The organism is Desulfonatronospira sp. MSAO_Bac3, assembly GCF_003838035.1.
Classification (GTDB): domain Bacteria; phylum Desulfobacterota; class Desulfovibrionia; order Desulfovibrionales; family Desulfonatronovibrionaceae; genus Desulfonatronospira; species Desulfonatronospira thiodismutans.
In genome coordinates this window covers 22,104-36,137 of the sequence record NZ_QYZY01000182.1, presented here as the reverse complement: position 1 = coordinate 36,137, position 14,034 = coordinate 22,104, and the positions used below count along the sequence as shown (strand labels likewise).

The 14,034-nt window shown below is 56.6% G+C and carries 11 protein-coding genes; all 11 read right to left on the bottom strand.

Annotated features, from left to right (window positions below):
- Window positions 1-198: 198 nt before the first annotated feature.
- A complete protein-coding gene (ftsA, locus tag D5S03_RS06110; protein WP_008871658.1) occupies window positions 199-1,425 on the bottom strand; it encodes a cell division protein FtsA in 1,227 nt (408 codons plus the stop codon).
- A gap of 1 nt (window position 1,426) precedes the next feature.
- Window positions 1,427-2,266: a cell division protein FtsQ/DivIB gene (locus D5S03_RS06105; RefSeq protein ID WP_008871657.1), complete on the bottom strand. Its 840-nt coding sequence runs from the start codon at window positions 2,264-2,266 to the stop codon at window positions 1,427-1,429.
- Window positions 2,267-2,276: 10 nt separating this feature from the next.
- A complete protein-coding gene (gene murB, locus D5S03_RS06100; protein WP_161598702.1) occupies window positions 2,277-3,122 on the bottom strand; it encodes a UDP-N-acetylmuramate dehydrogenase in 846 nt (281 codons plus the stop codon).
- 29 nt (window positions 3,123-3,151) lie between these two features.
- A complete protein-coding gene (gene murC / locus D5S03_RS06095) occupies window positions 3,152-4,513 on the bottom strand; it encodes a UDP-N-acetylmuramate--L-alanine ligase (protein ID WP_008871655.1) in 1,362 nt (453 codons plus the stop codon).
- Window position 4,514: 1 nt separating this feature from the next.
- The gene (murG, locus tag D5S03_RS06090; protein WP_008871654.1) at window positions 4,515-5,597 is read right to left on the bottom strand and encodes an undecaprenyldiphospho-muramoylpentapeptide beta-N-acetylglucosaminyltransferase; all 1,083 of its coding nucleotides are present in this window, start codon (window positions 5,595-5,597) and stop codon (window positions 4,515-4,517) included.
- Window positions 5,597-6,706: a putative lipid II flippase FtsW gene (gene ftsW / locus D5S03_RS06085; protein ID WP_008871653.1), complete on the bottom strand. Its 1,110-nt coding sequence runs from the start codon at window positions 6,704-6,706 to the stop codon at window positions 5,597-5,599. The genes murG and ftsW overlap by 1 nt, the downstream gene beginning before the upstream one ends.
- A gap of 115 nt (window positions 6,707-6,821) precedes the next feature.
- Window positions 6,822-8,123 carry a UDP-N-acetylmuramoyl-L-alanine--D-glutamate ligase gene (murD, locus tag D5S03_RS06080; RefSeq protein ID WP_008871652.1) on the bottom strand — a complete coding sequence of 434 codons (1,302 nt, stop codon included), beginning with the start codon at window positions 8,121-8,123 and terminating at the stop codon, window positions 6,822-6,824.
- 8 nt (window positions 8,124-8,131) lie between these two features.
- Window positions 8,132-9,208, bottom strand: coding sequence for a phospho-N-acetylmuramoyl-pentapeptide-transferase (mraY, locus tag D5S03_RS06075; protein ID WP_008871651.1), 1,077 nt, complete (start codon window positions 9,206-9,208; stop codon window positions 8,132-8,134).
- The gene (locus tag D5S03_RS06070) at window positions 9,209-10,597 is read right to left on the bottom strand and encodes a UDP-N-acetylmuramoyl-tripeptide--D-alanyl-D-alanine ligase (RefSeq protein ID WP_008871650.1); all 1,389 of its coding nucleotides are present in this window, start codon (window positions 10,595-10,597) and stop codon (window positions 9,209-9,211) included.
- Window positions 10,598-10,600: 3 nt separating this feature from the next.
- Window positions 10,601-12,061: a UDP-N-acetylmuramoyl-L-alanyl-D-glutamate--2,6-diaminopimelate ligase gene (locus tag D5S03_RS06065; RefSeq protein ID WP_287043024.1), complete on the bottom strand. Its 1,461-nt coding sequence runs from the start codon at window positions 12,059-12,061 to the stop codon at window positions 10,601-10,603.
- An 11-nt stretch (window positions 12,062-12,072) separates the two neighbouring features.
- On the bottom strand, window positions 12,073-14,031 hold the full coding sequence (locus tag D5S03_RS06060) for a penicillin-binding transpeptidase domain-containing protein (RefSeq protein WP_287043023.1): 1,959 nt from the start codon (window positions 14,029-14,031) through the stop codon (window positions 12,073-12,075).
- Window positions 14,032-14,034: the final 3 nt, after the last annotated feature.

The window sequence follows — 14,034 nt, the reverse complement described above, 5'->3', positions numbered from 1 at the left end:
CATGTGGCATGGGGACTGGCTCTTCCGGGACCCACTTGTCCCAAAAAATGAGATATTTTAAGCACAAAATGATGCTCAAGTGGGTCCCGGAGTGCCTGTCCCCTGCTTTCCTTAAAAGCGCAAAACAGATGCGTTGTTACCATTTTGTAAGAAGTCCTGCGGCTTGCTTATCAGGCCGGACAAAAGTGATGTCCGGGGCTATTTTATATCAACAAACCACTTGCGCATTTTGCTAAGTATACGGTTGAACATGTTTTTGTCCCGGATGCGGAACTGTTTTTCCGAGCTTTCCTTTTCCGCCCCGTAAATAAGTACTCCCACTGCAGTGGCGTACATGGGGTTGTTGACCACGTCCTTGAGTCCGCCCACCTTGCGGGGATACCCGATGCGGGTGGGCATGTTGAATATCTGTTCCGCCAGTTCCTGGGCACCCTCTATCAGGGCCGCGCCCCCGGTGAGCACCACCCCGGCCCCGGTGGAATTCTTGAACCCCGAGCGGTTTATTTCCTGGTCCACCAGGAGGAAAAGTTCCTCCATCCTGGGTTCGCAAATTTCAGCCAGCACGTGCCTGGAGAGTTTCCTGGGGGATCTTCCCCCTACACTGGGGACCTCGATTATTTCTTCCTCCTCCAGCATGTCCGCCATGGAGCAGCCGTACCTGACCTTGATCTTTTCCGCAGACACCATGGGGGTGCGCAGGCCGAAAGCTATGTCGTTGGTCAGGTTGGCCCCGCCGATGGCAATGCCCCCGGTGTATTTGATGGAGTCTTCCCCGAAAATGGCCACATCAGTGGTCCCGCCGCCTATATCCACCAGGGCCACCCCGATTTCCTTTTCTTCCTCGGTAAGCACCGCCTTGGACGAGGCCAAAGATTCCAGGACAATGTCCGAGACATCCAGGCCGCTTCTATGGCAGGAACGGACTATGTTCTGAGCGCTGCTGACGGCCCCGGTGACGATATGCACCTTGACCTCGAGGCGTACCCCGGCCATGCCCAGGGGGTCGGCTATGCCGTTTTGATCATCCACTATGTATTCCTGGGGCAGGATATGGATAACCTCCCGGTCCAGAGGGATGGCCACTGCCTTGGCCGCGTCCAGGACCCTTTCCACGTCGCGGTTGCTGACCTCCCCGCCTTTTACGGCTATAACACCATGACTGTTGAAGCCCTTGATATGGCTGCCGGCTATGCCTGCATACACAGACTGGATTTCACATCCGGCCATGAGCTCGGCTTCTTCCAGGGCCTTTTTTATGGACTGCACGGTCTGCTCGATATTGACCACCACCCCTTTGCGCAGCCCGGTTGAAGGGCTGGTGCCTATACCTACGATATCCACCCCTTCAGGGGTCATCTCCCCTACAACTGATGTGATTTTGGTGGTCCCGAGATCCAGCCCAACGATTAAGTCTGATTTGGCCATACTACTTTCCTTGATTTTCTGGTTTAGCCTGCCGGCGATAAGCCACCCAGGCATTTTCTCCGGCCACGGTTATCCTCTTTACAGCGTCAATATCCTGCCTGCGGCGCAGGTCGTTCCATACCAGATTGAGTTTATCCGTCTGCGGCTCAAGTTCACGGCAATCAAGAGACAGTTCCAGGTCCAGTCCATGGATGTACATGTGCGCCCTGCCGGTCTCGGTGATGCGGATCCAGGATATGTCCTGGATGGAAAAGGGAAATCTTCTTCTTTCCAGCGTGGTTACAATTTCGGCCACATGCCTGGACCCGGCCCCATCATGCAGGTGCAGAACCGGCAGTGAAACAAGTCTCTCGGGACTCAAGCGGTCTATGGTCCGGCCCTTTTTATCTGCGTAATAAAGGTTGTGGTCGTTCTGGACCCAGAAATAAGCCTGCTTCTCCTGGATATCCACGTGCAGCTGATCAGGAAAGTCACGCCTGACCCTGGCCTGCTTGATCCAGGGGCTGTCAGCCAGGTTTTTCTGCATTCGGGATATATTCAGCTTAAGCATGTTTTCGCCTGTATCCACCTGCATGAGCCTCAGGACTTCAGCGTAAGTCAGGCGCTGATTGCCCTTGATTTCAATCTCCTGCAGAGCCAGGTACTCACTGCTGGTGGCGTAGCGATAGCCGTGGATAAGGGCCGCGCTCACCAGGACAAGTATTCCCAGGCTCAGGCAAAGGACCAGTACCAGCCCCAGAAGTCCTGTCACGGCTGAAAAAAATCTGCGCAGCACACCAACAGGCCTTGGACTGTGCTGGCTGCCGGTATTGCGCCTTGTCCGGGTTCGCCTTGCGGTCAAGATGGATTCCTCAGACTGTCTTTATTTCCAGTTGCAGTTCATGTCCTGACATTTCAAATACCTTTTCCCTGGCTTCTGCGATTAGATCCAGGGCCTGGGAACTGCTTCCGTGTCCCAGGTTCACCAGAAAGTTGGCATGTTTGCTGGAGAAAGCCACGCCTTTATTCTGTCTGCCCCTGAATCCGGCCTGCTCCAGCAGTTTTCCGGCCGGCTCCAGACCCGGGGGGTTTTTGAACACGCATCCAGCGGTGGCGGCCAGCACCGGCTGAGCACTTTTCTTGCGCAGGTAGAACCTTTTTATGCTGTCCTGCACGTCCCGGGTCCTGGATGGTGTCAAGGATATTTCAGCGGCGGTCACCAGAAAATTTTCCGGATCACCCTCCGGCTTGAACCACCTGTACCCGAAGCTGAACTGTCCGGCCCTAAGCTTTTTTGTTCCGTCTTCCGGGGTCCAGATCCAGATCCTGGTCAGCAGGCTGCATATCTCCACCCCGTGGGAACCGGCGTTCATAGCCATCGCCCCGCCCACGCTTCCGGGGATGCCGGCCAGTCCCTCCAGTCCTGAAAGTCCCCGTGACGCGCACCATCCAAGGAGGCGGGGCAGGGGATATCCTGCATCCACCAGGACCAGCACCCGGTCTTTGTCCTGGACGCGGCTCTCAGGCATAGTGCGCCCCTGCCATCTGACCAGCACCAGGTCTTTATTATTCTCAGTGAAAAGAACGTTGCTGCCTTTGCCCAGGTACATGCAGCGCAGGCCTTTGCCGGCCCAGTTGCGGTTTATTTCTTCCAGATCCTGTTCATCTTCCGGGTAAAGTGCCGCCAGGGCCACTCCCCCGAGTTTCAGGGTAGACATTTTCTTCAAGTCCGGCTGGTGTACGGTTTTCATTCCTGGATAAACCTTTCTCCCACCTGCCATACATTACCTGCTCCCAGGGTCATGAACAGGTCTCCCTGTTTAAGGACGCTGTCCAGGTCGCGGCCTGCCTCATCCAGGCTCTGGTAAAAGCGTACCGGGGTCCGGGCCACCTGCATGACTCCCTGGGCCAGGCTCCACCCGTTTACACCTGGTATGGGATCCTCTGAAGCCGGATATATTTCCGTGAGCAAAAGCAGGTCCGCACCAGCCAGGACCCGGCAGAACTCCCCGAAGAAATCCCTGGTCCGGGTAAAGCGGTGGGGCTGGAAAAGCACCACCAGTCTGCGATCTGGATGGCACTGCCTGGCTGTTTCCAGCGTGGCCGCGATTTCCGTGGGGTGGTGGCCGTAGTCGTCCACCACTATGACGTCATCCTTTATTCCCTTGCGCTCGAAACGCCTGCCTACTCCGCCGAAGTCGGCCAGGGAACGCAGGATGTCCTGTTTGTCTATCCCGGCCTGTATGGCTACTCCGATGGCGGCCAGGCAGTTGAGTACGTTGTGCCGGCCGGGGTGGTTGAGCTTTACCCGGCCCCAGAAGTTCTGGTCATGGAAAACATTGAACTGCGATCCCGGGCTGGTGGAAAGGATCTCCGCACGCAGCCGGCTTTGTTCCTGGAAGCCGTAGGTCAGAACCGGTCGCTTGACCCGGTCCAGGACTTGGCGGATTTCCGGGTCGTCGCCGCAGACGACATTTAGTCCGTAAAAGGGGACATTGTTCATAAAACGCACAAAGCTTTCCCGGATTTCATCCAGGTCGCGGTAATAATCCAGGTGATCAGCGCCGATATTGGTTACAATATTGATGATGGGCAAAAGGGTCAGAAATGATCCATCCGACTCATCAGCCTCGGCTATGAGGTATTCCCCTGTGCCGGGCAGGGCGTTGCTGCCGTACTTGTTCAGCCTGCCCCCGATGATCACCGTGGGGTCCAGTCCGGCCTCTTTGAAAATGGTTCCCAGAAAAGACGTGGTGGTGGTCTTGCCGTGGGTTCCGGCCACGGCCACCCCGGTTTTGAGCCGCATGAGCTCGGCCAGCATCTCCGCCCTGGGGATGACCGGTATCCCTGCGGATCTGGCCTGCAGTATCTCGGGGTTGTCCTCGCGCACTGCGGTGGATTTCACCACCACCTGGGCCGGGCCCACGTTGTCCTGGTGATGACCCTGGAACACTTTTGCTCCCTGCTCCTGAAGTATTTTTACAGTGGGACCTCTGGACAGGTCCGAGCCGCTTACCTGGTAGCCAAGGTTTAATAGGACCTCGGCAATGCCGCTCATGCCGGAGCCCCCGATGCCCACCATATGTATGCGATTGATGTAGTTGTGCACTTTATTTTCCTGTTTTAAGACTTACCAGTTCCTGGACTATGTTTTGTGCTGCCTCGGGGTGGCTTATTTTTTTTGCGGCCCTGCCCATGTCTCTTATTTTTTCCGGCATAGCCAGAAGATCGGTGATGACCCGGGCCAGGTTGACCTGGTCCAGGTAGCTCTGGTCCAGAACCATGGCTGCGCCGGCATCTTCCAGGTATCTGGCGTTGATCATCTGGTGATCATGCGTGGCATGGGGAAAAGGTATGAGCACACAGGCCTTTCCGGCCACGCAAAGCTCGGAGATGGTGGAAGCCCCGGCCCGGCTGAGCACCAGGTCCGCAAAATCATAGGCCCCGGCCATATCCTGTATGTATGCATCAACTCTGGCTTCCGGATACTTTTCCTGGTAAGCCTCTTTCACCATTTCATAGTCTCTTTCCCCGGTCTGATGCCATATCCTGACCTCCATGGCCTTTAATTCATCAAGGCGTTCCAGGACCGCGGAGTTTATGGCGCTGGCCCCCTGGCTGCCTCCCAGGACCAGGAGCCTTTTTCCGGGCTGGTGCATTCCGTGTGAAGCATACTGGTGCTCCAAAAGCTCGGTACGCACTGGGTTTCCTGTCTGAACCACCTTTTCCGGTGGAAAAAAGTTCTTTATGTCCTCATAGCTGAGCATGACTTTTTTTACCTTGCGTCCCAGGACCCGGTTGGTCATCCCGGGCAGGCTGTTCTGCTCATGTATGGCCGTGGGTATTTTCATCATTCTGGCGGTAAGTACCGGGATGAACCCGGCATATCCACCGAAGCCCACCACCACGTCCGGTCTCAGGGAGCGCAGCAGGAAATAGCTTTTGGCCAGACTTCTGCTTACCCACCATACGGAACCCAGGGACTTTATGCCCCTGCCCAGTACTCCTTTGGCTGGAAATGCCTTGAATTCGAATCCAGCCTGCGGGATGATATCCTTTTCAGAACCGTATAGCCCGCCTGCGAACACCACCCTGCAGGAGGGATAAAGTTCCTTTATTTTTCTGGCCACGGACAGGGCCGGGTAAATATGTCCTCCTGTACCCCCGGTGGCAATAAGCACTTTGTTCAGCATCACCTGCTCCTGGATAGGTTGAGCAGAAAGCCCGCGCAGAAGAAAGACACAAGCAGACTGCTGCCTCCGTAACTGATAAAGGGCATGGGCAGTCCCTTGGGAGGGATGACCCCCAGAACAACCGCCAGGTTTAAAAGGGCCCCCAGGATAATGATCATTCCCATGCCCAGCCCTGCAAACCTGTCCACCAGGTCACTCTGGGACATGCAGATGACCAGCACCCTCCAAAGAAGGATCCCCAGAACGATAAAGACCAGTGATACCCCGATAAAGCCCAGTTCCTCGCCCACCACGGCCATAATAAAGTCGTTGTGCGCTTCCGGCAGAAAAAAGAGCTTCTGTCTACCTTCGCCAAGCCCCATGCCCCAGATTCCCCCGGAACCAAAGGCGTACAGGGATTGTACCAGTTGATATCCTGCATCCTGGGCGTCCTGAAAAGGATCCAGAAAGGAAAACCATCTCCTGAACCTGTAGGGCGACTGCAGCACCAGGACAACGGCGGTTATCCCGGCCAGCACCGAAGAGGAGAACAGGTAAATGATCCTGGTTCCTCCCACCAGGCTCAAAAGAAATAAAAGCCCGGCCATGTATACCGCCCCTCCGAAGTCGGGCTGCAGCAGCAAAAGAGCGCAGAATAAGCCGGTAATCACAGTAGGCGGCAAAAAGCCCACGCTGAAGGTCTTGACCTTGTCCTGCTTGAAGGCAAAAAAGCAGGCCAGGTAAATGACCAGGGCCACCTTGGCCAGTTCCAGGGGCTGAATGTTGAAAAAACCAAGGCTTACCCATCTGGTGGCGCCTCCGGCTGCATAGCCCCAGGGTGTGAAAACCGTCACCGCCAGCAGGGCAAGAGCTGCGGCCACCCAGAGATAGCGAAGCCGGTACAGCACTTCTCTGTTGATCCTGCAACCCAGGTACATGACCAACATTCCAGCCAGGCCGAAAAGGAGCTGGCGTTTGAAAAAGAAGTATTTGTCCGCATAATACCGTTCAGCCATGACCGCACTGGTGCTCAGGATCATCATAAGCCCGAGCCCGGCCAGAATGAGCACCGAGAAAAGGAGCCACAGATCCGGCCCCTGTTTTTTGGCGGCGTTTTTATTGCTGGTCATGTTTTTTTGCTCTGGTTTGTCCGGCGTATCTGACCGGTCTGACGTGTCCGACGTGTCTGACCAGTCCGACAAGTCCAACGTGTCCGACAGGTCGGACCAGTCAGACGGGTCCGACTCACTGCAGTGTTATGCCGGTTGCCTTTCTCACGGCTACCTTGAAGGCCTCCCCTCGCTCCTGGTAATTATTGAAAAGATCAAAGCTCGAGGTGCCGGGGGACAAAAGTACATTGTCTCCGGGACCTGCTTCCTGCACCGCCCTGGCTGCGGCCTGCTCCAGGTCCGCGAAGTGCTCCATGTCAGCGCTGTTTTTCCAGGCGTCTTCAAATATCTCCCGGCTGTCGCCGAAGAGGTAAACCTTGGCCGCCTTTTCCTGCAGGGTGCCGGCCAGCAGGGAAAAGTCCCCGCCCTTGTATCTTCCCCCGGCCAGCAGCCTGATGGGTGAGTCAAAGGCCTTGAGGGCGGCTGTCATGGCTTCCAGAGTGGTAGCCTTGGAGTCATTGATGTAGCGCACCCCTTTGTCCTGTAGAAACACCTCCTGCCGGTGCGGCGGGGGGACAAATTCAAGCAGGGCCTGGTCAAAGATATTTCTGCTTACGTCCACAAAGCCGCAGGCCAGCATGGCCGCCTCCATATTGGCCTGGTTGTGTGCCCCGGGCAGGCCGGGGCAATGAAATCTTCCCGTGGGGGCAAAGTAGGTGATATTGCTTTTGATTCTGAAATCAGACTCCACCCTTGCTCTCAGGTCCAGGGGCAGTACAGCCAGGTCCATGGGGCCCTGGCGGGCAAAGAGCTGCATCTTGGCTCTGAAATACTCGTCTTCGCTTTCATGGTGATCCAGGTGGTTGGCGGAGAAGTTGAGCAGCACACCCACGTGCGGGGTAAACCCGCTGCAGCCTTGTAGCTGAAAGCTGCTTACCTCCAGGACCAGTATGTCGGCTCTTTTTCCCGAAAGCACATGATCGCTCAACGGGGTTCCTATGTTGCCGCCGGTGAACACCCTGCGTCCGGCTTTTTCCAGGACTTTTTGAATGAGCATGCAGGTGGTGGTCTTGCCGTTGGTGCCGGTGACGGCGATGACAGGTTCGGAAATGAACCAGGAAGCCAGCTCAAGCTCCGAGATCACGGTCTGGCCTGCCGGGCAAAGACCCCTGACCATGGCCAGGGAGATGCCGGGACTGACCACCACCAGGTCCGCGCCCTGGAAATGCTCCGGTCTGTGCTCTCCCAGGACAGGCTCCACGTTGAACAACCCTCTGGAATCCAGCTGGGAGACATCAAAGTCGGTTCGCTTCTCCAGAAGTCGTACCCCGGCTCCCAGGGACTCAAGCAGGGCAGCGGCGGACAGGCCTGAACGGCCAGCGCCCACTACCACCGCCTTGTGGCCTTTCAACTGATCTTTGTGCACCATCTCCTGCATGATTTATCCTACCTGAGCTTAAGTGTGCTCAATGCCGCCAAAGCGAAGAGTATGGACAGAATCCAGAACCGGATAATTATCTTGGATTCCGGGACCCCTTTTAGTTCAAAATGATGATGCAGCGGGGCCATGCGAAAAATGCGCTTGCCTCCGCTCATCTTGTAATAGCCTACCTGAAGGATCACCGAGAGGGTTTCGATAACGAAAAGCCCCCCTACGATGATGAGCAAAAGTTCCTGTTTGCAAAGAACTGCAATAAAACCCAGGGTACCCCCCAGGCTGATGCTGCCGGTATCGCCCATAAAAATCTGGGCCGGGTAGGCGTTGTACCATAGAAATCCCAGTCCCGCCCCCACCAGGGCCCCGCAGAATACTGTCACCTCGCCCAGTCCGGGTATGTAGGGCACCTGCAGATAGTCCGCCAGGTGATAATGCCCGGATACATATACAAATATGGACAGGCACCCGGCGCTGACTATGTACGGCCCGATGGCCAGGCCGTCCAGGCCGTCGGTGAGGTTCACCCCGTTGGAGGCCCCGATCATGACCACCGCGGCAAAGGGAACATAAAAAAGAAACAGGTCCGGCCGGAGATCCTTAAAAAAGGGAATAAGCAGCTCAGTGTTGTAACCCGGCATGGTCAGGAGCATGGAGACCGCACCCAGGGCAATTATGCCCTGGCCAAGAAGCTTGCTTTTGACGCTTAAGCCCTGGTTGTGTTTCTTGATTACTTTCAGGTAGTCATCAAAAAAGCCCACTAAGAAAAATCCTCCGAATACAAAAAGGCACATCCAGACGAGCTTGTTGGTCAGATCCCCCCACAAAAGAACGCTTACCGCCAGAGAAAAGGCCACGAGAACACCGCCCATGGTGGGGGTACCCTGTTTTACCTGGTGATCCGGCCCGTCTTCCTGAACATACTGTCCGCATTTGATGCGCTGCAGCCACTTTATAAACTTGGGGCCCAGCCACAGGCTCAAAAGCAGGGCAGTAAGCAGGGCGTATATGCTCCTGAAGGTAATGTAGCGAAAGACGTTAAAGAAACTTATGTCTTCGCTTAAGGGGTAAAGCAGATGATAAAGCATTTATGTGCCTGCTTCCCGGTTTTTTTCCACGCGGGCCTTGAAGGCCTGCACAAAGTTTTCCATTCCGGCCCTCCTGGAACCCTTGAAAAGTATCACGCCGTGCCGGCAGCCAAGTTTGTCATGCGCTGAGAGAAATGAGGAAACATCCTTGATTTTATGGGCCTTTCGGCTGCCCTCTCCATTCATCCCCGAGAGGACATGCTCCAGGTTGTCCCCGTTATAGAAAAGGGCGGTAAAGGCACCGGCACAAAGACTGCGCCCCAGGTCTCTATGGGCCCTGGCCTCGTCCCGGCCCAGTTCGGCCATATCCCCCAGGACCAAAACGAGATCGCCCCCGGAGGCCAGGCTACGGGCGGTCTCCAGGGCGGCCTGCATGGACATGGGGTTGGCATTGTATGAGTCGTCTATGATTGTCCAGTCTCCTGAGCGACTTATGCACATTCTCTGTTCCGGAAGAGATGACTTTTCAAGGCCGGCCTGGATTTCGTCAGGCTGCATGCCGTATTCCAGGGCCACGGCCCAGATTGCGGCCAGGTTCTCGCAGAAGTGCGCTCCCTGCACAGGTGCATGAAAGGGGATTTCTTCTTCGTTTAAATTCAGGACAAACAGGTTGTCCCTGCTGTGGCTTACGCGGCAGTCGGCTTCAGGGTCGCGGCTGGAGAACCAGGTGGTGTTGAGGTCTGGCCTGGCCCCGGCCTCGCGCTTAAGATCCGGATAGTCCAGGTTGATAAAGGCCCTGTGTTCTGCACGGAGATAATCCAGAAGACGTGCCTTGGCCCGGGCCACCCCGGAAACATCCCCCAGGCCTTCCAGATGGCAGGGGCCGACATTGAGGATCAAAGCCGCGTCGGGAAGCAGGATCTCTCCCAGTTCATCCATGTCCGTGGTGTTGTTGATGCCCAGTTCCATTATCCAGAAATCCTCGTCACCTTTCTGCATAAGCAGGGAAAGGGGCAGGCCCAGCTGGTTGTTCCAGTTTTTATGATTTTTGCCTACAGTGAAGCGGGTTTTAAGCACCTCTGCCAGGATTTCCTTGGTTGTGGTCTTGCCAGCCGAGCCGGTAATGCCCAGAACCCTGGGCCCGGCTTTGAGCCTCCAGTGCCGGCCCAGTCTGCCCAGGGCCTTCAGGGTGTCGTCCACTGCAAGTACCGGTGTATTCTGGATAGAGCCAAGGTCCCTGTGGGCCACAATGGCCAGAGCCCCTCTGTCTGCGGCCTGCCCGGCAAAGCTGTGCCCGTCGGATCTGGTTCCCTGCAGGCAGAAAAAGAGATCCCCCGGGCCTGTCTGACGGCTGTCGGTTCTGACAGCGTTTACAGGCGCGTTTTCAAGCCCCTGGAGGTCTGCTGTGCCTTGCATGGCCCGGGCTGCTTCCCCAAGTCCAATGTTCATGCGCTACCTCACCTCTGTATGGCAAGGGCCGGTGACCTTGCGCTGCAGCTTGCTTACAGCCATCTGGATTTCTCCGGTGTCGCTGAAATCGTGTCGGACTCCCCGGATCTCCTGGTAGTCCTCGTGTCCTTTGCCGGCCACCAGCAGGGCCTCGCCCGGTGCCAGCAGGGATACAGCCTTTTGTATAGCCTGTCTGCGGTCCGGTTCCACCTCCACGCAGGGGTGTCCTGCAAGCCCGGGCAGAATATCCTTTATAATTTCGCCGGGTTCTTCGAATCTGGGATTATCCGAGGTGAGAAAGACTGCGTCTGCATGTGCGGCAACCGCCCGGGCCATTTCCGGGCGTTTGCCCCGGTCCCGGTCCCCGCCGCACCCGAAAAGCACGGCCAGTCTGCTGAAAGACAGCTCTTTCAGGGCAAGGCATACGTTTTCCAGAGCGTCCGGAGTATGGGCATAATCAACGTAAATATTTATTCCTTCAGGGGCCGGCACCTTTTCCAGACGCCCCGGTATGGGGCCCAGGTCCTTTAAGCAGTCAAAATGTTCCGGTTCCAGGCCCAGGCAAATCCCGGCCCCCTGGGCGGCTAGAAGGTTCTGGGCGTTGTGGATTCCCGGCAGGCTGCAGGAGATGGTCCATGACCGGCCCTGGTGGCTGCATTCCATGACCAGCCCGCTGGCAGTGCTTTGAACCAGATGCCCCTGAAGCTCAGGGGAAAAATTTTTCTGCAGTCCATAGCCCATGACCCGGGGGGCTTCCCCGGCCAGGTCCCGGCCATGGGGATCATCCATGTTTATTACGCTGCCAAGGAAATTTTGGGGGTTGGATGGCCAAAAGAGTTTTTTCTTGGCCTGGAAGTAGTCCTCTATGTCGTTGTGGTAGTCCAGATGATCCCTGGAAAGACCGGTAAAGACAGCCACATGGATATCAATGCCTGCCAGGCGCTTCTGGTCCAGGGCATGGGAGGATGCTTCCAGGCAGACCACCTCTACTCCATGGGCCTGCATCCGGGCCAGCATGCGGTGCAGGTCCAGGCAGTCCGGCGTGGTGGTGCCGGCTTTGAGCACAGTCCCGGGCCAGCGGTAATTGACTGTGCCCAGCACCCCGGTTTTATATCCGATGCTGGTAAAAATATGTTCCAGTATATAGCTGGTGGTGGTCTTGCCGTTGGTTCCGGTAACTCCCACCACCTTCATGCTCAGTCTGTCGGTTCCAAAGTGAGCCCTGGCCAGTTCTCCCAGGGCCATAGCGGGATTTTCATGGTGGAGCACCCGGTCCTGCCCGGCAGGTTCGCTGGCAACGACAAAGGCGGCTCCCCTGTCTAAGGCTTCGGGGATAAAGCTGTTGCCGTGGACTTTGGTTCCGGGCATGGCCACAAATATATCCCCTGGACACACCTGGCGCGAGTCGCTTCGTACCTGCCTGCCCTGCCTGGCTTCGTTTATGACTTCTTTCCAGCTTTTCATTTTATCTTTAATCATGTCCCAGGGCAAAGCTTGAGGGTGATATGTTTCTCTTCGCCGTCCCAGCTGCTGCCGGGAGAGGGGTTCTGCTCCCGGACCTTGACTCCGGTGCCTTTTAGCCTGGGTTCTATGCCGGCCTGGATGAGGCTTTCCACGGCCAGGCGCAGCGGGGTTCCACGCAGGTCGGGCACGCTGGAAGTGTCCACTTTCCTGGTCTGCCTGGGTGCTACGCTGAACCTGTCATTTTCCCTGTCAAATGACTCCCTGTCTGCACTGGATTCGTCCAGGGCCAGACTGCGCAGTCCCAGGCCCTTTTGCGATGAAAGCAGTCTGCCCCCGATGCGCTGAAACGCCGGGGCAGCCACCAGTCCGCCATAGTAGGGACTTTCAGGTTCATCCACCAGCACCATTATCATGTATTCCGGATCCATGGCCGGAAGGAAACCCACGAAAGAGGCTACATATTCATCGCTGTAGCCTCCCTGGGGAGATGCCTTCTGGGCGGTTCCGGTCTTGCCTCCCACTTCGATGCCGCTGATTCTGGCCCTGGTCCCGGTGCCGTCTCGTTCCACCGAGTCACGCATCATGGCCAGGACATCCCGGCTGACCCCCCTGGAAAAGACCCTTTGCTGCGAAGAAACAGGGCTGCTTTGTTCCTGCAGGATGTTCAGGTCCGTGTAAACCCCGTGGTTGCCCAGGGTTGCATAGGCCCTGGCCAGCTGCAGGAACGAGGTGGCCATGCCCTGCCCGAAGGAAATGGTGGCCAGGTCCATATTGCTCCAGGTATTGGGGGGGCGCAGCAGCCCCCGGCTCTGACCGGGAACCTGGGCCCCGGTGGCCTGATCCAGGCCCAGCCTGGTTAAATAGCTGTGAAGGGTGCCTGCTCCCAGGTCCATGCCCACCTTGGCCGCGCCTATGTTGCTGGAATAGCGGAGGATTCTGTTCACGGTGAGCCATCCGTACTCCCTGACGTCCTTGATCTGGTTGTTGCCCAGCCTCCACTGGCCCTGTTCACAGTAGTACAGGGAATCACCACGGGCCACATTTTCTTCAAGGGCGGCGGCCACAAGAAAAGGCTTCAGGGTGGAGCCCGGCTCAATGAGATCGGTTGCGCCCCGGTTGCGCCAGATATCCGGGCTTGAGGCGCGGTAATTATTGGGGTTGAAAAAGGGGTAGTTGGCCCAGGACAGAATATCCCCGGTGGGTACGTGCACCACCATGGCTACACCGCTTTGGCCATTGTTTTCTTCCACGGCATCGGCCAGGGCCTGCTCCACGTGGAACTGCATCCTGGAATCAATGGTCAGGTGCACGTCTTCACCGTCCACCTGCTGGTCGGGTTGCCTGGGCATCAGGCTGAACCTCTGCCCTGAGGCGTCTCTTTGCCTGACCAAGACCATTTCTGCTCCGCTGAGTCTTTTATCCAGGGATCTTTCCAATCCTTCCAGCCCGGTGTTGTCTATGCCCACAAACCCCAGTACCTGTCCCAGCATATGTTTCTGGGGATAAACGCGGCTGTGCTCATCAACTATAAAAACTCCGGGAAGATCTGCAGAGACAACTTCATGGGCCACCCGGTCGCTTACCTTCCTGTCCAGCCAGACAAAACTGCTTTTGCGGCCAAGCCTGACCCGGATGGAATCGGGGTCTACATCAAGTATCCGGCCCAGCTCAGCTGCCTGAGCGTGAATATCGTCCATCAGAAAAGGATTGGCATATACGGATTTGCTGCGCACACTCTGAGCCAGGACCCGACCCTGGCGATCGAATATTTCTCCCCTTTTGCCCATGATCTTTTCCTGGCTGAAATACTGCCTTTGGGCCTGCTCAGCCAGTTCTTCACCCTGGAGGACCTGCACTTGCAGGGCCCGGGCCCACAGGGCTCCCCAGAATATAAAACAGAAAGCCAGCACCAGGCCTATCTTGATTCTGCTGTATTCCTTGGTCTTCTTTCTTGGGGGCTGCCTGGTCATAAC

Bases quoted from the DNA above. Each gene is read 5' to 3' on its own strand.
- D5S03_RS06060 (WP_287043023.1), bottom strand. From the start codon at position 14,031: ATGACCAGGCAGCCCCCAAGAAAGAAGACCAAGGAATACAGCAGAATC.
- murB (WP_161598702.1), bottom strand. From the start codon at position 3,122: ATGTCTACCCTGAAACTCGGGGGAGTGGCCCTGGCGGCACTTTACCCG.
- ftsA (WP_008871658.1), bottom strand. From the start codon at position 1,425: ATGGCCAAATCAGACTTAATCGTTGGGCTGGATCTCGGGACCACCAAA.
- mraY (WP_008871651.1), bottom strand. From the start codon at position 9,208: ATGCTTTATCATCTGCTTTACCCCTTAAGCGAAGACATAAGTTTCTTT.
- D5S03_RS06065 (WP_287043024.1), bottom strand. From the start codon at position 12,061: ATGAAAAGCTGGAAAGAAGTCATAAACGAAGCCAGGCAGGGCAGGCAG.
- D5S03_RS06070 (WP_008871650.1), bottom strand. From the start codon at position 10,597: ATGAACATTGGACTTGGGGAAGCAGCCCGGGCCATGCAAGGCACAGCA.
- ftsW (WP_008871653.1), bottom strand. From the start codon at position 6,706: ATGACCAGCAATAAAAACGCCGCCAAAAAACAGGGGCCGGATCTGTGG.
- murG (WP_008871654.1), bottom strand. From the start codon at position 5,597: ATGCTGAACAAAGTGCTTATTGCCACCGGGGGTACAGGAGGACATATT.
- murD (WP_008871652.1), bottom strand. From the start codon at position 8,123: ATGCAGGAGATGGTGCACAAAGATCAGTTGAAAGGCCACAAGGCGGTG.